The 17,905-nt window shown below is 61.5% G+C and carries 17 protein-coding genes; 9 read left to right on the top strand and 8 right to left on the bottom strand.

What is annotated here, in order from left to right:
- The first annotated feature begins 8 nt into the window (after window positions 1-8).
- The 7 genes from H096_RS26705 to H096_RS26675 all read left to right on the top strand — a co-directional run bounded on the left by H096_RS26705 (window position 9) and on the right by H096_RS26675 (window position 10,364).
- Window positions 9-1,583: an ABC transporter ATP-binding protein gene (locus H096_RS26705; RefSeq protein WP_033902348.1), complete on the top strand. Its 1,575-nt coding sequence runs from the start codon at window positions 9-11 to the stop codon at window positions 1,581-1,583.
- On the top strand, window positions 1,580-2,983 hold the full coding sequence (locus H096_RS26700) for a sigma-54-dependent Fis family transcriptional regulator (RefSeq protein WP_033902347.1): 1,404 nt from the start codon (window positions 1,580-1,582) through the stop codon (window positions 2,981-2,983). Before H096_RS26705 ends, H096_RS26700 begins: the two co-directional genes overlap by 4 nt.
- 286 nt (window positions 2,984-3,269) lie before the next feature.
- The gene (locus H096_RS26695) at window positions 3,270-4,661 is read left to right on the top strand and encodes a GntP family permease (protein ID WP_033902346.1); all 1,392 of its coding nucleotides are present in this window, start codon (window positions 3,270-3,272) and stop codon (window positions 4,659-4,661) included.
- A gap of 7 nt (window positions 4,662-4,668) precedes the next feature.
- Window positions 4,669-5,442, top strand: a complete 774-nt coding sequence (locus H096_RS26690) for a 3-hydroxybutyrate dehydrogenase (protein WP_033902345.1) — start codon at window positions 4,669-4,671, stop codon at window positions 5,440-5,442.
- Between the two features lie 13 nt (window positions 5,443-5,455).
- The gene (locus H096_RS26685) at window positions 5,456-7,414 is read left to right on the top strand and encodes an acetoacetate--CoA ligase (protein WP_033902344.1); all 1,959 of its coding nucleotides are present in this window, start codon (window positions 5,456-5,458) and stop codon (window positions 7,412-7,414) included.
- A 135-nt stretch (window positions 7,415-7,549) separates the two neighbouring features.
- A complete protein-coding gene (locus tag H096_RS26680) occupies window positions 7,550-10,045 on the top strand; it encodes a PAS domain-containing sensor histidine kinase (RefSeq protein WP_033902343.1) in 2,496 nt (831 codons plus the stop codon).
- Between the two features lie 43 nt (window positions 10,046-10,088).
- On the top strand, window positions 10,089-10,364 hold the full coding sequence (locus H096_RS26675) for a peptidylprolyl isomerase (protein ID WP_003174397.1): 276 nt from the start codon (window positions 10,089-10,091) through the stop codon (window positions 10,362-10,364).
- Between the two features lie 75 nt (window positions 10,365-10,439).
- Here the strand turns inward: H096_RS26675 and H096_RS26670 are convergent, their stop codons facing one another.
- From H096_RS26670 to H096_RS26635, 8 genes are all read right to left on the bottom strand, one after another.
- A complete protein-coding gene (locus H096_RS26670) occupies window positions 10,440-11,351 on the bottom strand; it encodes a sugar kinase (RefSeq protein ID WP_033902342.1) in 912 nt (303 codons plus the stop codon).
- Between the two features lie 10 nt (window positions 11,352-11,361).
- On the bottom strand, window positions 11,362-12,570 hold the full coding sequence (locus tag H096_RS26665) for an amino acid deaminase (RefSeq protein ID WP_033902341.1): 1,209 nt from the start codon (window positions 12,568-12,570) through the stop codon (window positions 11,362-11,364).
- A 9-nt stretch (window positions 12,571-12,579) separates the two neighbouring features.
- Window positions 12,580-13,344, bottom strand: a complete 765-nt coding sequence (locus H096_RS26660) for an IclR family transcriptional regulator (protein ID WP_033902340.1) — start codon at window positions 13,342-13,344, stop codon at window positions 12,580-12,582.
- A 74-nt stretch (window positions 13,345-13,418) separates the two neighbouring features.
- On the bottom strand, window positions 13,419-13,808 hold the full coding sequence (locus H096_RS26655) for a RidA family protein (protein WP_010210958.1): 390 nt from the start codon (window positions 13,806-13,808) through the stop codon (window positions 13,419-13,421).
- Between the two features lie 15 nt (window positions 13,809-13,823).
- Entirely contained in the window at window positions 13,824-14,606 is a 783-nt protein-coding gene (locus H096_RS26650; RefSeq protein ID WP_033902339.1) for an amino acid ABC transporter ATP-binding protein, read from the bottom strand.
- Window positions 14,603-15,265, bottom strand: coding sequence for an amino acid ABC transporter permease (locus H096_RS26645; protein ID WP_033902338.1), 663 nt, complete (start codon window positions 15,263-15,265; stop codon window positions 14,603-14,605). The genes H096_RS26650 and H096_RS26645 overlap by 4 nt, the downstream gene beginning before the upstream one ends.
- Before the next feature lie 11 nt (window positions 15,266-15,276).
- Complete coding sequence (locus H096_RS26640; RefSeq protein ID WP_010210962.1) at window positions 15,277-15,939, bottom strand: amino acid ABC transporter permease; 663 nt, start codon at window positions 15,937-15,939, stop codon at window positions 15,277-15,279.
- A gap of 51 nt (window positions 15,940-15,990) precedes the next feature.
- Window positions 15,991-16,839: a transporter substrate-binding domain-containing protein gene (locus tag H096_RS26635; RefSeq protein ID WP_033902337.1), complete on the bottom strand. Its 849-nt coding sequence runs from the start codon at window positions 16,837-16,839 to the stop codon at window positions 15,991-15,993.
- A gap of 332 nt (window positions 16,840-17,171) precedes the next feature.
- On the opposite strand from H096_RS26635, the gene H096_RS26630 reads away from it, so the two are divergent.
- Both H096_RS26630 and H096_RS26625 read left to right on the top strand, forming a co-directional pair.
- Window positions 17,172-17,420 carry a hypothetical protein gene (locus H096_RS26630; protein WP_033902336.1) on the top strand — a complete coding sequence of 83 codons (249 nt, stop codon included), beginning with the start codon at window positions 17,172-17,174 and terminating at the stop codon, window positions 17,418-17,420.
- A gap of 74 nt (window positions 17,421-17,494) precedes the next feature.
- A complete protein-coding gene (locus H096_RS26625; protein ID WP_051422220.1) occupies window positions 17,495-17,860 on the top strand; it encodes a thioredoxin family protein in 366 nt (121 codons plus the stop codon).
- The last annotated feature ends 45 nt before the right edge of the window (window positions 17,861-17,905 follow it).

Here is a 17,905-nt window from a genome sequence, read left to right as displayed (position 1 = left end):
GACCGCCTATGAACCTGATCGAAATCCGCGACCTCAGCGTCGCCTTCAGCGGCCAGACCGTGGTGCGCAACCTGAGCCTGGACGTACGCCCCGGCGAGTGCCTGGCGCTGGTGGGCGAGTCGGGCTCGGGCAAGTCGGTGACCGCCCACTCGATCCTGCAATTGCTGCCCGAAGCCGGCACCGAAACCACCGGCTCTATCCGCTACCGCGGCCAGGAACTGATCGGCGCATCGGCGGCGACCCTGCAGAAGCTGCGCGGCAACCGCATTGCGATGATCTTCCAGGAGCCGATGACCTCCCTGAACCCGTTGCACAGTATCGAAAAGCAGATCGGTGAAACCCTGCTGTTGCACAAGGGCCTGGGAGGCAAGGCGGCCCAGGCGCGCATCCTCGAATTGCTTGACCTGGTTGGCATTCAGAAACCCCAGGAACGGCTCAAGGCCTATCCCCATCAACTGTCCGGCGGGCAACGCCAGCGCGTGATGATCGCCATGGCCCTGGCCTGCGAGCCGGAACTGCTGATCGCCGACGAACCGACCACCGCGTTGGACGTGACCGTGCAGCGCAAGATCCTGCTGCTGCTCAAGTCCCTGCAACAACGCCTGGGCATGTCGCTGCTGCTGATCAGCCACGACCTCAACCTGGTGCGCAGCATTGCCCAGCGCGTGTGCGTGATGCGCGCGGGTGAGATTGTCGAGCAGGCCGACTGCCAGAGCCTGTTCAATGCGCCGCAACATCCGTATAGCCGTTTGCTGCTGGATGCCGAGCCGGACGGTGATGCGCTGTGCAGCGATGAGCGCGAAACGGTGTTGCAGGTAGACGACCTGACCGTACAATTCCCCCTCGGCGGCGGCTTGTTCCGGCGCAAGACCTACCTGCGTGCAGTGGACGGCATCAGCCTCAGCGTGCAACGCGGCAAAACCCTGGGGATTGTCGGTGAGTCCGGCTCGGGCAAATCCACCCTGGGCCAGGCGATCCTGCGGCTGCTGGACTCCACCGGCAGCATCCGCTTCCAGGGTGAAGCCCTCGACCCGCTGAGTAACCAGCAGATGCGCCCATGGCGCAAGCAGATGCAGGTGGTGTTCCAGGACCCTTACGGCAGCCTCAGCCCACGCATGACCGTGGAGCAGATCATCAGCGAAGGCCTGGAAGTGCACGCGCCGTGCAGCCTGGCCGACCGCGACGCGCAAGTGGTGCAGGTGCTCAAGGATGTGGGCCTCGACCCCGCCAGCCGTCACCGCTACCCCCATGAGTTTTCCGGCGGCCAGCGCCAACGCATTGCCATCGCCCGCGCCTTGGTGCTCAAGCCGGCGCTGATGCTGCTCGACGAACCCACCTCGGCCCTCGACCGCACCGTGCAGAAGCAAGTGGTGGCGCTGCTGCGTGAACTGCAGGAGAAATACGGCCTGACTTACCTGTTCATCAGCCATGACCTGGCGGTGGTGCGCGCGATGGCCCACGACATGATCGTGATCAAGGACGGCAAGGTCGTTGAGGCTGGCGCAAGCCATCGGGTGTTTGACGCGCCGCAGCATCCCTACACCCAGGAATTGCTGGCGGCCGCCTGCGGATTATCCTCATGAGTACCAGCCTCACGGATTACCAACAGGTTCGCGGCCTGGCCATCCAGTCGCTGTTCGAGATCATCGAGCAGTCCAGCGAAGGCACGGTGATTGTCGACCGCGACGCGAACATCGTGTGGATGAACGAGCGCTACGCCAAACGCTTTGGCCTGAAAAGTGCCGACGAAGCCATCGGCCAGCCCTGCGAGCAGGTGATTTCCAACAGCCTGTTGCGCCAGGTGGTGCGCAATGATCAGCCGATCCTGTTGGACATCCAGGACACGCCCAAAGGCCCGCTGGTGGTGATGCGTTTGCCGATCCACAACGATGCCGGCGCGGTGATCGGCGCGATTGGCTTTGCATTGTTCGATGAACTGCGCAACCTGTCACCGCTGATCGAGCGCTACCTGAGCATGCAGCAGGAGTTGGCCTCGACACGCTCGTTGCTGCGCTCGCGCCAGAGCAAATACAACTTCGCGCACTTTATCGGCACCAGCGCCGCCAGCCTCGAAGTCAAGCGCCGGGCGCGGCGCAGTGCCAGCGCCGAGTCGCCGGTGTTGCTGCTGGGCGAGACCGGCACCGGCAAGGAATTGCTGGCCCAGGCGATTCACGGCGCTTCAAGCCGTGCGCATAAGGCCTTTGTCAGCATCAACAGTGCAGCGATTCCCGCTGACCTGCTGGAGGCCGAGTTCTTCGGCACCGCACCGGGCGCGTTTACCGGCGCCGACCGCAAGGGTCGTGCGGGCAAATTCCAGATTGCCCAGGGCGGCACGCTGTTCCTCGATGAAATCGGCGACATGCCGCTGCCGCTGCAAAGCAAATTGCTGCGGGTGTTGCAGGAGAAGGAATTCGAGCCGGTGGGCTCCAACGAGATGCTGCACAGCGATGTGCGGGTGATTGCGGCCACGTCCATGGATCTTGAAGCGGCGATCAAACGCGGTGAGTTTCGCGCCGACCTGTATTACCGGCTGAATGTGCTGCCGATCCAGGTGCCGCCGTTGCGTGAGCGGCTGGAGGATATTCCAGCGTTGAGCGAGGCGATTCTTGAGGAGTTGCGCAGCCAGCATGAGTTGGACCGCGAAGCCTTGGCCCTGCTGGCGCAGCATGCGTGGCCGGGAAATATCCGAGAGCTGCGCAATGTGTTGGAACGCGCGGCGCTGCTGAGTGATGACCTGGTGCTGAATGCCAGGGAAATACGGGCGGCCATTGGTACCTTTACGCCGGTGGCGCGTAGCAGCGCCGTCGCGACGGTTGAGGGGGAAAGTTTCAACACAGCGCGGGAACGGTTTGATCGGCAGATCATCACGGCAGCGTTGAGGGCATGTGAGGGCAATGTGGTGGAGGCAGCCAAGCAGCTCGGGCTTGGGCGGTCGACGCTGTACAAGAAGATGGTGGCGTTGGATCTTGCCCAGTCTCAATAGAGAGACACAATTCCATATACGAAGACATTTCAATGTGGGAGCGGGCTTGCTCGCGAATACGGTGTGCCAGCCGCCTGATTCTTGGTTGATACAGCGCATTCGCGAGCAAGCCCGCTCCCACATTTGATCTTCATAAGTCTCAAATAAGGGACAAATCTGATAGCGCCAATCCAATATCTGAAATTTATTCATATATTTCAAAAGCTTAGCTAGTTGGCACATATCTCGCTATAGCCCCTTCCTACAGCAACACCCCACAAAAATAACAATCCGATGGAGACACACCATGAGTGTGATCATTGCCCTGGCAGCGCTCGCGTTGCTGATGCTGGCTGCCTACCGTGGCTATAGCGTTATCCTGTTTGCCCCCATTGCCGCCCTAGGCGCTGTGCTGCTCACTGACCCCTCCGCCGTCGCGCCTGCCTTTACCGGGGTGTTCATGGAGAAGATGGTCGGCTTTATCAAACTGTATTTCCCGGTGTTCCTGCTCGGCGCGGTGTTCGGCAAGCTGATCGAGCTGTCGGGCTTTTCGCGCTCCATCGTTGCCGCAGCGATCCGCTTGCTCGGCACGCGCCAGGCGATGCTGGTGATCGTCCTGGTCTGCGCCCTGCTCACCTATGGTGGCGTGTCGCTGTTTGTGGTGGTGTTTGCGGTGTACCCGTTCGCGGCGGAGATGTTCCGCCAGAGCAATATCCCCAAGCGCCTGATCCCGGCGACCATCGCCCTCGGCGCGTTCTCGTTCACCATGGACGCCCTGCCCGGCACGCCGCAGATCCAGAACATCATCCCCAGCACCTTCTTCAACACTACGGCCTGGGCCGCGCCATGGCTGGGCCTGATTGGCACGATCTTCGTGTTCTGCGCCGGCATGCTGTACCTGGCACGCCAGCGCAACAAGGCGCAACGGGCCGGTGAAGGCTACGGCACCGAGCTGCGCAACGAGCCGGAAACGGCCGACAACCTGGCGCTGCCCAACCCCTGGATCGCGCTTTCGCCGCTGATTCTGGTGGGCGTGATGAACCTGCTGTTCACCCATTGGATCCCGCAGTGGTACGGCAAGACCCACAGCCTCGCCCTGCCAGGGATGACCACGCCGGTGACCACCGAAATCGCCAAGCTCACCGCGATCTGGGCGGTGCAAGCGGCGTTGCTGGTGGGCATCGTCATGGTGTTGGTGTTTGGCTGGTCGGCCATCAAAAGCAAACTCGCCGAAGGCAGCAAAAGCGCGGTCAGCGGTGCGTTGCTGGCGGCGATGAACACCGCTTCCGAATACGGCTTTGGTGCCGTGATCGCCTCGCTGCCAGGCTTTCTGGTGTTGGCGGACTGGCTCAAGGGCATCCCTAACCCACTGGTCAACGAAGCGATCACCGTAACCCTGCTGGCCGGTATCACCGGCTCGGCGTCGGGTGGGATGAGCATCGCCCTGGCGGCCATGTCCGAGAGCTTTATTTCGGCGGCCCATGCGGCCAATATCCCCCTTGAAGTGCTGCACCGCGTCGCGGCCATGGCCAGCGGCGGCATGGACACCCTGCCCCACAACGGCGCGGTGATAACGCTGCTGGCGGTCACCGGCCTGACGCACCGCGAAGCCTACAAGGACATTTTCGGCATCACGATCATCAAGACCCTTGCGGTGTTCGTGGTGATCGGTACTTTCTACGCCACCGGCATTGTGTGAGGTTTTCATGACGACATTGAACGGCAAGACCGCCCTGGTCACCGGCTCCACCAGCGGCATCGGCCTGGGGATTGCACTGAGCCTGGCCAAGGCCGGCGCCAACCTGATCCTCAACGGCTTCGGCGACGCCAGCGCGGTGATCGCCCAGGTACAGGCGTTCGGCGGCAAGGTCGGCCATCACCCGGCGGACGTCAGCGACCCGGCGCAAATCGCCGACATGATCGCCTACGCCGAGCGTGAATTCGGCGGCGTGGATATCCTGGTGAACAATGCCGGCATCCAGCATGTGGCGGCGGTGGAAGACTTTCCGGCCGAGCGCTGGGACTCGATCATTGCGATCAACCTGTCGTCGGTGTTCCACAGCACACGCTTGAGTTTGCCAGGCATGAAAGCCAAGGGCTGGGGGCGTATCGTCAATATCGCCTCGGTGCATGGCCAGGTCGGTTCGGTGGGCAAGGCCGCCTATGTGGCAGCCAAACACGGTGTGATTGGCTTGACCAAGGTCGTCGGCCTGGAAACCGCCACCAGCAACGTGACGTGCAACGCCATCTGCCCCGGCTGGGTGCTGACGCCGCTGGTGCAGAAGCAGATTGATGACCGTGCCGCCGCCGGCGTTGACCCGCAGCAGGCGCAGCATGATCTGCTGGCGGAAAAGCAGCCGTCCCTGGAGTTTGTCACGCCGCCGCAACTGGGCGAGCTGGTGCTGTTCTTGTGCAGCGAAGCCGGCAGCCAGGTGCGCGGCGCCGCGTGGAATATCGACGGCGGCTGGCTGGCACAATAACAAGAGGCCCACTATGTCCGAGATCCTCTGGCAACCCTCCCCGGAACGCATCGCCCACACGCGGATGGACCAGTTCCGGCGCTACATCAACCAGCGCTACAGCGTGCAACTGAGCGACTACCCGGCGCTGCATCAGTGGAGCATCGACCAGCGCGCGGATTTCTGGCGGGCGATCGTGGAATACTTCGACGTGCAATTTCGCAATCCGCCCACGGCGGTGCTGATCGAAGACGCCGAGATGCCCAGCGCCCAATGGTTTCCCGGCGCGACCCTGAACTTCGCCGAACACCTGTTGCGCCGCCGCGACGATCACCCCGCTGTGGTCGCCCTCAGCGAAGACGGCCAGCGCGAGCAATTGACCTACGCCGAACTGGCGGCCCATGTCGCCGGCCTGCAAAACAGCCTGCGGGCCGCCGGTGTCGTGCAGGGTGACCGCGTCGCGGCCTGCATGCCCAACACCTGGCAAACCCTGGTGGGCATGCTTGCCACCACCAGCCTGGGCGCGATCTGGTCATGTTCGTCGCCGGACTTCGGCACCCAGGGCGTGATCGACCGGTTCGGCCAGATCGAACCCAAGGTGCTGATCACTTGCGCCGGTTATCGTTATGCCGGCAAAACCATCGACCAGACCGCCAAGCTCAATGAAATCCTCGAACGCCTGCCGTCCCTGGAGCAGTTGATCGTCGTGCCGTACGCGCGGCACCAGGCAAGGATCGAGGACTATCAAACCCACGCCCGCGTCGCGCTGTGGCCGGACTTCTACCAGCCCGGCGGCGCGCCTGAATTCGTCGCGGTGCCGTTCGACCATCCGCTGTACATCCTCTATTCCAGCGGCACCACCGGCGTGCCCAAGTGCATCATCCACGGCACCGGCGGCGTGCTGCTCACCCACCTCAAGGAACACGGCCTGCATGCCGACCTGTCCCGCGAGGACTGCCTGTTCTACTACACCACCTGCGGCTGGATGATGTGGAACTGGCTGGTTTCGGTCTTGGCGATCGGCGCCACGGCGGTACTGTATGACGGTTCGCCGTTTCATCCGGGGCCCGAGCGTTTGATCGACCTGATCGATGTCGAGAAGATCAGCGTGTTCGGCACCAGCCCCAAGTTTCTCGCCACCTTGGAAAAGGCCGGCTTGCAACCGCGCCTGAGCCACGACCTGAGCAGTCTCAAAGGCTTGATTTCGACCGGTTCGCCCCTGTCGCCGCAGAGCTACGACTACGTGTACCGCGAGATCAAGGGCGAGCTGTGCCTTTCCTCCATGTCTGGCGGCACCGATATCGTCTCCTGTTTTGTGATCGGCAATCCGGTGCTGCCGGTGCGTCGCGGCGAAATGCAGTGCAAGAGCCTGGCGATGGCCATTGAGGTGTGGGACGACCAGGGCCAGCCGTTGGTCGGCGAAAAAGGCGAACTGGTGTGCACCCGGCATTTCCCGGCCATGCCGATTGGCTTGTGGAATGACCCGGAGCGTAAAAAACTGCGCGCTTCGTATTTCAGCCAGTTTCCCGGCGTCTGGGCCCAAGGGGACTACGCCGAACAGCGCCCCAACGGCAGCCTGCTAATCCACGGGCGCTCCGACGCCGTGCTCAACCCCGGTGGCGTGCGGATCGGCACGGCCGAGATTTATCGCCAGGTGGAAAAAGTCCCACAGGTGCAGGAAAGCCTGGCCATCGGCCAACGCTGGCAGGACGACGTGCGCGTGGTGCTATTCGTACGTCTCAACGAGGGTGTCGAGCTGGACGACGCGCTGGAGCAGCAGATCCGCCAGGTGATCCGCGCCAACACCACACCGCGCCATGTGCCGGCGAAGATCCTCGCTGTCACCGATATCCCCCGCACCATCAGCGGCAAGATCGTCGAATTGGCGGTGCGCAATGTGGTGCACGGTGAGCCGGTGAAGAACACCGACGCCCTGGCCAATCCGCAGGCGCTGGAGCAGTTTCGCGACCGGCCTGAACTGGCGAACGGATGAAAGGTTTCAGCGCTGACGCACTCATTTGAAGACAAACCCCGAATGCATGCTATTTTTCGGGGGTAGTCACCCATTCCCAAGTCACGGGATAATGGGTGTTGTCATCTTTCAAAGCGTTACGCTCAGGGCTTTTTCATGATTGGAACATCCACCGGTAGCGAAGCCGCTGCATTGATTGCGCGGCTGGACTGGGCGCAAAGCCCGCTCGGTGAGGCCACTGATTGGCCGCAAAGCCTGCGCACCGCCGTGGATATCGTTGTCCACTCGCCGATGCCGATGCTCCTGCTGTGGGGCAGCCAGCTCACGCAGCTTTACAACGACGGCTTCGCCCAACTCGCCGGCAACAAACACCCTGAAGCGATGGGCCAGCCGGCGCATCAGACCTGGCCGGAGCTGGAAAGCTTTACCGCGCCGATCTACGACGCCGTTCTCAGCGGCCAGGTGCGCACCTTCAGCGAGCAGCGGTTCGTGCTGCAACGCAACAATCGCGACACGGAAATCTGGCTGGACCTGACCTACAGCCCGATCCGCGATGAAAGCGCGCGCGTGGCCGGGATTCTGGTCACCGCCATCGAAACCAACGAACGCCGCAAGGCCCAACACAACACCGAACAACGCTTGCAGTTGGCCTTGGCCGCCACCGACGCGGTAGGCACCTGGGATTGGGACATCGGCGAAGACCGCTTCATCGCCGACGCGCACTTCGCCTACTTGCACGGCGTCGACCCCAGCGATGCGCGTTCGTTGCCGATCAGCGATTACCTGCACGGCGTGCACCCGGAAGACCGTGGCATGGTGGCGCGCAGCATCAAGCACTGCATCACCTTTGGCACCGAGTACGCCGAGGAGTATCGCTTGCTGCAAGCCGACGGCCAGGTACGCTGGGTGTTCGCCCGTGGCCGTTGCTACAAGGATCATCAAGGCCGCCCGGCACGTTTCCTCGGGGCCGCGCTGGACCTCACCGAGCGCAAGAACACCGAGCAGGCCTTGCGTCAGAGCCAGACCGAATTGCAACTGATCATCAACGCCATGCCGGTGTTGATCGGTTATGTCGACCATGCACAGCGCTTTCGCCTGAACAACAGCGCGTACCTGGAATGGTACGGCATGACGCCCCAGGAGCTGTACGGCAAGACCATCCGCGAAGTGCTCGGCGAGGAGGTGTACGCCGGGCGTGAAGACAAGATAGCCGCCGCGCTCAAGGGTAAGGCCTGCAGCTTCATGACCATCACTCCGCACCACGATGGCCGTCCGCGCCATGCGTTGATGAAGTACCTGCCGCGTTTCAGCAATGACGGTTCAGTCAATGGTTTCTACATCTTCGTGATCGACGAGACCGAACGCAAACTCACCGAAGAAGCCCTGCGCCACCTCAACGAAAACCTTGAAGAGCGGGTGGCTCAGCGCACCCAGGCCCTGGCCGAAGCCAATCAGCGCCTGCAAAACGAGATGTACGAGCGTGAGCGTGCCGAAGACGCGTTGCGCCATGCGCAAAAGATGGAAGCCGTGGGCCAGCTCACCGGTGGCATTGCCCATGACTTCAACAATATGCTCACCGGTATCATCGGCAGCCTGGACCTGATGCAGCGCTACATCGCCGCCGGGCGCAGTGACGAGATCGGCCGTTTTACCGATGCCGCCGTGTCCTCCGCCCATCGTGCGGCCGCTCTCACCCATCGGTTGCTGGCGTTCTCGCGCCGTCAGTCGCTGGACCGACGCCCGCTGGACCCCAACCAATTGGTCGCCTCCCTGGAAGACTTGTTCCGTCGCACCAAAGGCGCGCACATCGGGCTCAAGGTGCAACTGGGCCACGACATCTGGCCGGTGAACACCGACGCCAGCCAACTGGAAAACGCCCTGCTCAACCTGGTGATCAACGCGCGCGACGCCATGCCCGACGGCGGCGAACTGCTGATCGAAACCGCCAACAGCTACCTGGACGGCACCGACATCACCACCCTTGAACCGGTCAAGGCCGGCGACTACGTGATGCTCGGCGTGTGCGACAACGGCACCGGCATGGCGCCGAAAATCCTGGCCAAGGCGTTCGACCCGTTCTTCACCACCAAACCCATCGGCCAGGGCACTGGCCTGGGGCTGTCGATGATCTACGGGTTTGCCCAGCAGTCCGGTGGTCATGTGACCATTCATAGCGAGCCGGGCCAAGGCACGTGCGTACGTCTGTACCTGCCGCGCCTGTATGGCACGGCGCTGGAAAGCAGTTTACCTGCCAGCCTCGGTGAAGCACCGGTGGCCCTGGCCGGCGAAGCGGTGGTGGTGGTCGAAGACGACCCGGCAGTGCGCATGCTGGTGGTCAATGTGCTCGACGAACTGGGCTACACCGCGCACCAGGCGGCGGATGCGCGGGCGGCACTTCCGCTGCTGGAGTCGGACCTGCGCGTCGACTTGTTGGTCACCGATGTTGGCCTGCCGGGCATGAATGGCCGGCAATTGGCGGAGATTGCCCGCCAACACCGGCCTGGCTTGCGCGTCTTGTTCATGACCGGTTATGCCGAAAAAGCCGCCGAACGCCAGGGATTCCTGGAGGACGGCATGGACATGGTCGCCAAACCGTTCTCCATCGACCTGCTGGCCACCAAAATCCGTAGCATGATCAGCGTCGACGCATGAGTTCAGGCATAATCGCGCGCCGTCGCACACCTGGTAGAGATCAATGAAAGCCCAAGCCCGTCACATCCTGGTGAAAACCAGCGAAGAAGCCGAACAACTCAAGCAGCGCATTGCCAAGGGCGAAGCCTTTGATGTGCTGGCCAAGAAGTACTCCACCTGCCCGTCCGGCAAGCGTGGCGGCGACTTGGGTGAAGTGCGGCCGGGGCAGATGGTGGGGGCGATTGATGCGGTGATCTTCAAGAAGCCGGTGAAGGTGGTTCACGGGCCGATCAAGAGCAAGTTCGGGTATCACTTGGTGCAGGTGTTTTACCGCGACTGATAAACCGGTGCCAAACCTACCTTTTGTGGTGAGCAGGCTTGCCCTGCGCAAGCCCGCTCACCACAAGGGTTCGGTCTACACTTTGGGGATGAGTGCGCCAGGCACTTGGATGACCCGGCTTGCCAACCGATGTCCCGCTAACGCGGCTTGCTCAGGCGAACAACCTTTAAGCCGACTGGCCAAATACGCCGCACTGAACGAATCCCCCGCCGCTGTCGTGTCCACCACCTTTTCCACCTTCAGCGCCGGCACCGCAAAGTGCTCGCCGTTGCAACGGATCAGACATTCATCCGCCCCACGCTTGAGCACCACTTCTTCAATCCCAGGATACGCCGCGAACACCTGCTCGCTGTCGGCATAACCAAACAACGCACGCTCGTCGTCCTCGGTCAGCAAGGCGATATCCACCTCGACCAACACACGGTGATACGCCGTGCGCGCCGCGTCCACACTGGCCCACAGACGCGGCCGATAGTTGTTGTCGAACACCACCTTGCCCCCTCGCCGACGGGTCTCGACCAAGGTTTGCAGCAAACGCTCACGGCCGATATCACCCAACACCGCCAGGGTGATGCCGCTGAAATACACCACGTCGTAGTCCGGCAAAGCGGCCAGGATCGGCTCGGCGGCGGGCGTGGTGAAACAATCACGCACGGCGGCTTCGTTGCGCCAGTAGAGGAATTTGCGTTCGCCATTGGCGTCGGTCTGGATGCAGTACAAACCCGGCAGGCGTCCGGGCAGGCGCTGGACCCTTTCCAGGCCCTGGCCTTCCTGCGCCCATTGCTGGCACATGGCATCGCTGAAGCTGTCATCGCCCAGGGCGGTGACGTAATCAACGTTGCCCGTTTCGCCCAGCTCGCGGCGCAGGTACACCGCCGCATTTAAAGTGTCGCCGCCGAAGCTCTGGTGCAGGCTGCCATCGGCGCGGTGTTGCAGTTCGATCATGCATTCGCCGATGAGGGCGATGCGTGGGGACAAGCGGGTCATGGCTTTACACTCAGAATCGGGTTTCCAGGGATTCGATCACCTGCAACTGCTCATCCACCAGGCAACCCACCTGCCACTTGTCGAACGTCAGGCAAGGATGGGAAGTACCGAACGAAATGATGTCGCCAATACGCAACTCAACCCCCGGCGCCACGGTCATGAACGCATGCTGGTCCATCACCGCCGTGACCTTGCAGGTCCCCACGTCATCACCTTCCGCCGGCAAAATACCGGCCTTGTAGCGTTTGAGCGGCACCGGCAAACCGGCGTCGTAGGCCACGTCACGTTTGCCCAGGGCGATCACCGCAAAGCCCGGTTCGGGCAACGATTGCACATGAGCCCAGACTTCCAGGGCCGGGCGCAGGCCTTCGCTGAGGTCGCTGCGACGGTCGAGCACGCAGCATTGCGCCTCTTTGTAGATGCCATGGTCATGAGCTACGTAGCTGCCAGGGCGCAATACGCTGAGGAAGCGGCCAGCAGCGTTCTGCTCTTCGAAAGACTCGGCAATCAGGTCATACCAGGCTGAACCCGATGCCGTGACGATGGGCTTGGGCAGGTCGAAAGAACCGTTGTTCTGCAGGTCTACCGCCAGCCGCACCAGGCTGGCGGCGAAATCGCGAATGCCGCTGATGGCGTGTTCGCCATGAATAACCCCTTCGTAGCCTTCGATACCGGTGAGGGCCAGGGCCGGTTGGGCCTTGATCGCCTTCGCCAGGTCACGCACTTCCTGCTCGCTGCGGCAGCCGCAACGACCGCCGACCACACCGTATTCGATCATCACGTTCAGGCGCAGGCCACGGGCGGCGAAGAACAGGCCCAGGTCGGCGACGTTGTCCGGGTGATCGACCATGCAGTGGAAGTCGAAGTCCTTGTCGGCCAACAGGTCAGCGATCAACGCCATGTTCGGCGCGCCTACCAGTTGGTTGGCCATCAGCACGCGACGCACGCCACCGGCATAGGCGGCACGGGTCTGCACGGCATTGGCCAGGGTGATGCCCCAGGCGCCCGCCTCGATCTGGCGCTGAAACAGTGCCGGCATCATGCTGGTCTTGCCATGGGGCGCCAGCTGCGCGCCGCTGTTGCTGACGAAGTCCTGCATCCAGCGGATGTTGTGTGCCAGGGCGTCACGGTGCAGCACCAGGGCAGGCAGGCTGACGTCACGGACCAGGTGGGCCCCAAGGGCGGCGGCGCCCTTTTCAACGGCATTGATGGCAGACATGGAAAACTCCTATTCGTTGATACGCCGGGCCAGGTTGTTGGCGCTGTCGATCAACACCCGGCGATAGTCGTTGTAGTTTTTTGTGGCATCGGCGCGTGGGGCGACGATGCACAGCGTCGCGATGCTGATACCTTGCGCGTCCCGTACCGGGGCGGCAAAGCAATGGGTAAAGGTGTCGGCTACGCTGTCGAAGGAAAAGAAGCCATCGAGGGTGGCCTGACGGATTTGCGCCAGGAAGGTCTCCAGCGGCAGGCGCTGGCCGTCCGGCAGGATGAAGTCATCGTGATCGATCAGGTGGATGATCTGCTGGTCGCTCAAGTGCCCCAGCAACAGGCGTCCGGAAGCGGTCCACGGAATGGGAGCGTTTTCGCCGATGTCCGAAGAAATACGGAAATGCCGCTCGCCCTCACGCATCAGCGCCACCGTGTATTTGCGCCCGTTGAGCAGGCACATCTGCGCGGTTTCGTGGGTCTGGCTGACGATCTCCTGCAGGGCGTGATCGGCCTCGCGGGTCAGGTCGAAATGACGCAGGTGCGCCTGGCCGAGAAAATACAGCTGGCGGCCGAGGTAGACGTGACCATCCTTGCCCACCGTTTCCAGGATGCGCCGCTCAAGCAGCGACGCCACCAGTTCATAGACGGTGGACTTGGGGCTGCCGATGCCGCTGGCAATATCATTCGGGCGCAGGGGCTGGCCGATTTCCTTGAGAAAATCGAGGATATCGAATGCACGGTCCAGGCCTTTGGCGCGGCGTTTGATGGTGTCTTCGGTCATGGCAGTTGTCGGTCCGGTCAGAAGGTTGCTATCAACACATATCCCCTGTGGGAGCGGGCTTTAGATCCAGGCATTTAGCCTTTTTTCTTGTACGCCACGCAATCGATCTCCACCTTGCAATCGACCATCATATTGGCCTGCACGCAGGCCCGCGCCGGGGCGTGTTCCGGGGTGAAGTACTCACCGAAGACCTTGTTGAAACTCCAGAAGTCCCGCGGGTCTTCCAGCCACACGCCGACGCGCACGACATCCTTCAATTCGTAGCCGGCTTCTTCGAGGATCGCCACCACGTTGCGCATGGTCTGGCGGGTCTGTTCGATGATGCCCCCAGTGATGATTTCGCCGTCCACCGCAGGCACTTGGCCTGAGACGTACAACCAACCATCGGCTTCCACCGCACGGGCGAAAGGACGGGGCTGACCACCGCCGGCTGTGCTACCGGCACCGTAACGAGTAATGCTCATAAAAAAGGCTCCTGATTAAAAACGAATGTTCTTGAGAAATTCCGCCAGGCGCGGCGATTGCGGGCGTTCGAAGATGTCCTTCGAGGTGCCCTGCTCTTCAATGCGGCCCTGGTTCATGAAAACGATCTTGTCCGAGACTTCGTAGGCAAAACGCATTTCGTGGGTGACCAGCAACATGGTCATGCCCTCTTCCGCCAGGCCCTTGATCACGCTGAGCACTTCGCCCACCAACTCCGGGTCGAGGGCCGAGGTGACTTCGTCGAACAGCATCAGGCTGGGGTTCATGGCAATGGCGCGGGCAATCGCCACACGCTGTTGCTGACCGCCGGACAGCTGACCGGGGAAGTGATTGCGACGTTCCAGAAGGCCGACGCGGTCCAGCCATTTTTCCGCCAGTGCGACGGCTTCGTCCTTGCCCATCTTCTTGACCTTGAGCAGGCCAAGGGTGACGTTCTGCAAGGCCGTCAGATGCGGAAACAGGTTGAATTGCTGGAACGCCATGCCGGTCATCGCACGGTGCTGGGCAATCACCCGTTCGGGATGGCGCACGCGCTTGCCGGCGATTTCGCTGTAGCCGATGGACTCGCCATCCAGGGTGATCTGCCCGCCCTGGAACTCTTCCAGCAGGTTCACGCAGCGCAACAGCGTGGTTTTGCCCGAGCCGCTGGAGCCGATCAAGGTCACCACGTTGCCGCGCTGCATGGACAGGTCGACGCCCTTGAGTACTTCCACTTGGCCGTATTGCTTACGCAGGCCGCGAATGTTCAGCAGCGGTTGGTTGGTTTGAGATTGATTCATGGCAAGGCCACCCGCTTTTCAATGTAGCGCCCGAATAACTCGATGGCGTAGTTGATGACAAAGAACATAAAGCCTGCGAACAGGTAGAACTCCAGGGTCATGAAGGTGCGCGCGATCACTTGCTGGGTACTGAGCAGCAACTCGGCCACGCCGATCACCGACAGCAAGGTCGAGGCCTTGACGATTTCCGTGGAGGAGTTGACCCAGGTCGGCAAAATCTGGCGCAGCGCCTGGGGCAGCAGCACGTAGCCCAGGGACTGGTAGAACGTCAGGCCGATCGCCTTGCCCGCTTCCAGTTGCCCACGGGGAATGGCTTGCAGCGCGCCGCGCACAATCTCGGAGACGTGGGAGCCACAGAACAGCGTCAACCCGACCGCACCGGCCTGGAACGCGGTGATCTGCCAACCGAGCGCCGGCAGCATGTAGAAACACGCGAGCACCAGCACAAACACCGGCGTACCACGGATCAGGTCGACATACAGCCGGAATGGCGCACGCATCCAGAACTTGCCGTAGGTCAGGATCAACCCGGCGACAATGCCGATCAGGGTGCCAAAGATAATTGCCAACGCAGGCACATAAACGCTGGCTTGAAAGCCCGCCCAGAGGGTGTCCCGGGCGATCCACAACTCATGCAGCCAGCTTGGGGACTCGTACATGAAAGCCCTCCTTAACGACGGATCGCCAGACGCTGTTCCAGGTAACGGAGCAGCATGGCAATGAGGTAACAGGCAGCCACGTAGAGCGCGGTCGTGACCAGCCAGGTTTCAATCACCCGGTAGCTTTCGACGTTGATCTTGCGGGCGTAGTAGGTCAGCTCCGGCACCGCGATGGCGGCCGCGAGCGAGGTGTCCTTGAACAGCGAAATGAAGTTGTTCGACAGCGCGGGCAGTACGTTGCGCAGCATCACCGGTACGGTGATATAGGCGCGGATACGCCACTCACCCAGGCCGATGGCCAGCCCGGCTTCGCGCAAGCCCTTGGGAATATTCAACAGCCCGGCGCGGAACACTTCGGTCAAGTAAGCGCCGGCGTACAGCGACAAGGTGATGATGAACGACGGGATTTTGTCCAGACGGATCCCGAGGCTGGGCAACGCAAAGTAGATCAACAGGATCAACACAAGGATCGGCGTATTGCGCACCACCGTCACGTACACCGAGGCAAAGACCCGCAACGCCCGGTGCTTGGACAGCATGGCAAAGGCCATCATCAGGCCGATCACACAGCCGATGGCGATCGACAGCAGCGCCAGCTCAAGGCCCAGGCCGAGCCCCGCCAGCAAGCTGGGGAAGTCGCGCCACACGGCGGCAAAGTTCAACTGATAGTTCATGGTCAGCAGTACCTGATTGGGGCGCCGTCAGCGACGCCCCAGGGTTTCGATTTACTTGAACTCAACCGGGAAGCCGATCGCAGGTTCCGGCAGGTCGACACCGAACCATTGCTTGAACGAGGCCTTGTAGGTCGGGAACTCGACACCGGTCATGGCTTCATGCAGCGCAGTGTTGACGAAGTTCAGCCAGTCCTGGTCGCCACGCTTGACGGCGCACGCGTAGGTCTGCGGGCTCCAGGCGTACGTCGGGCTGCGGTAGCGGCCTGGGTTCTGCACCATCAGGTACTTGACCGAGGACTGGTCGGTGGCGGCAGCATCGGCGCGACCGGAGTTCACGGCCTGGTACATCAGGTCGACGCTGTCGTACTGGTCGACCTTGGCCTTGGGCAGCGCCTGGTGCACCAGTTCTTCGGCGTATACGTTTTGCAGCACAGCTACGGTGACGCTGTCGCCGGCGGCTTGCAGGTCTTCAATCTCTTTGTACTTGCTGTTGTTCGGCAGCAGCAGGCCCACGCCTTCGCGGTAGTACGGCAGGGTGAAAGCCACCTGCTGGGCACGGCTGGCAGTGACGGTAATGAACTGGCAACTCATGTCGACCTTATTGGTCAGCAGGTTGGGAATCCGTGCGTCAGACGACTGCACCACGAACTCGACTTTGCTCGGGTCATTGAACAAACCCTTGGCCACGATGCGGCCGATGTCGATATCAAACCCCTGCAACTTGCCATCCGCTCCCTGGAAGTGCCACGGCGCATTGGTACTGCCTGTACCCACGATGAGGTGCCCACGTTTGAGCACATCATCGAGCTTGCTGTCCGCCGCCTGCACGATGCTGGCGAGGGAAGCCGATGCGGCGAAGAGAAAAACACACGCTTTAAACACGGAAGGTCGGTGATGCATGACAAGCACTCCAGGAGTTGTGTATTCCGCTATACCGGAACCTAGTATGTAACAACGGAATAGACAGCAGAAAGTGTGCCACACGCGGTAACAGAAAAAAACGATATGGATAAATTTGTTTTAAATCAGATAGATAAAAGATTATGTGGAGTAAGGCGTTGAGCCAGCACCTGAAATCACTTTGCTACCCAAGGCCCCACACAGCGGTGACAGCCCCACTTGCGTGCGCCACAAAGGCGTTACCGCGCACCGTTGCAGTGCGCTTGGCGCGTGGAAAAATCCCCACGCTGGGCTAGCCTTGGCACATTCATTTCGACAAGGACTCCGCCCTGATGAAGTTGCGCCTCACCCTGGTTTTGCTCTCCTTTCTGGTGGCTGGCAGCGCATTGGCCAGTAACGACCGCCGCGAGTGCAAGGAAGAACTACGCAAGCTCAACGCAGCCCTGAGCACCAATTACACCAGCCAGAATCATCATGGCTATCGCCAGGCAAAGGCTTCGAGGGACAACCTTGAATACAAGAAATGCGCAAGCCAGGCGCGCAAGGCACGGGAACGCCTGGAGCGCGATAGCGACCTGTGAAGGTTGACAGTAGACGGTGATGATCCCTCGACTTAGCGTTGGCAGACACCAGCGCTATCTAAAGAGGGATCACCATGGGGACTGCTACCTGGAAAATTGCCGATGCGAAGGACTTTCAACGAATCCTCAATACACCACGCCCCGTGTTCATCCTGTTTGTTTCAGAACACTGCCCCGCCTGTGGAGAGTCCGCCCCCTTGTTCGAACAGGCCGCCTGGAAGCACCCATGGATAGTGAGCCTGGTAGTGGATTGCGCGAGCACACCCCGGCACCCCGACGTCACGGGCACTCCAACGCTACTAATCTATTGGAACGGCGTATTGAAGGAAAAACTCAAGGGCTTCGGCCCACGGGAGAACCAGGCGCAAGTGGTTGAGGCTACGTTCAAGCGCTACAACCGCATCCACCGCCCCACCACATCCGCGCTTGCACACCCTTGACCACGGTCTACGCTGCTGAGTGCCGTCTCAGCCGAACCAGGGTCA

The organism is Pseudomonas sp. FH1 (assembly GCF_000510895.2).
Classification (GTDB): domain Bacteria; phylum Pseudomonadota; class Gammaproteobacteria; order Pseudomonadales; family Pseudomonadaceae; genus Aquipseudomonas; species Aquipseudomonas azotoformans_A.
Note: the sequence above shows the minus strand (reverse complement) of the source record. Positions and strands in the feature narration are given on the sequence as shown.

Bases quoted from the DNA above. Each gene is read 5' to 3' on its own strand.
- H096_RS26705 (WP_033902348.1), top strand. From the start codon at position 9: ATGAACCTGATCGAAATCCGCGACCTCAGCGTCGCCTTCAGCGGCCAG.
- H096_RS26700 (WP_033902347.1), top strand. From the start codon at position 1,580: ATGAGTACCAGCCTCACGGATTACCAACAGGTTCGCGGCCTGGCCATC.
- H096_RS26695 (WP_033902346.1), top strand. From the start codon at position 3,270: ATGAGTGTGATCATTGCCCTGGCAGCGCTCGCGTTGCTGATGCTGGCT.
- H096_RS26690 (WP_033902345.1), top strand. From the start codon at position 4,669: ATGACGACATTGAACGGCAAGACCGCCCTGGTCACCGGCTCCACCAGC.
- H096_RS26685 (WP_033902344.1), top strand. From the start codon at position 5,456: ATGTCCGAGATCCTCTGGCAACCCTCCCCGGAACGCATCGCCCACACG.
- H096_RS26680 (WP_033902343.1), top strand. From the start codon at position 7,550: ATGATTGGAACATCCACCGGTAGCGAAGCCGCTGCATTGATTGCGCGG.
- H096_RS26675 (WP_003174397.1), top strand. From the start codon at position 10,089: ATGAAAGCCCAAGCCCGTCACATCCTGGTGAAAACCAGCGAAGAAGCC.
- H096_RS26670 (WP_033902342.1), bottom strand. From the start codon at position 11,351: ATGACCCGCTTGTCCCCACGCATCGCCCTCATCGGCGAATGCATGATC.
- H096_RS26665 (WP_033902341.1), bottom strand. From the start codon at position 12,570: ATGTCTGCCATCAATGCCGTTGAAAAGGGCGCCGCCGCCCTTGGGGCC.
- H096_RS26660 (WP_033902340.1), bottom strand. From the start codon at position 13,344: ATGACCGAAGACACCATCAAACGCCGCGCCAAAGGCCTGGACCGTGCA.
- H096_RS26655 (WP_010210958.1), bottom strand. From the start codon at position 13,808: ATGAGCATTACTCGTTACGGTGCCGGTAGCACAGCCGGCGGTGGTCAG.
- H096_RS26650 (WP_033902339.1), bottom strand. From the start codon at position 14,606: ATGAATCAATCTCAAACCAACCAACCGCTGCTGAACATTCGCGGCCTG.
- H096_RS26645 (WP_033902338.1), bottom strand. From the start codon at position 15,265: ATGTACGAGTCCCCAAGCTGGCTGCATGAGTTGTGGATCGCCCGGGAC.
- H096_RS26640 (WP_010210962.1), bottom strand. From the start codon at position 15,939: ATGAACTATCAGTTGAACTTTGCCGCCGTGTGGCGCGACTTCCCCAGC.
- H096_RS26635 (WP_033902337.1), bottom strand. From the start codon at position 16,839: ATGCATCACCGACCTTCCGTGTTTAAAGCGTGTGTTTTTCTCTTCGCC.
- H096_RS26630 (WP_033902336.1), top strand. From the start codon at position 17,172: ATGAAGTTGCGCCTCACCCTGGTTTTGCTCTCCTTTCTGGTGGCTGGC.
- H096_RS26625 (WP_051422220.1), top strand. From the start codon at position 17,495: ATGGGGACTGCTACCTGGAAAATTGCCGATGCGAAGGACTTTCAACGA.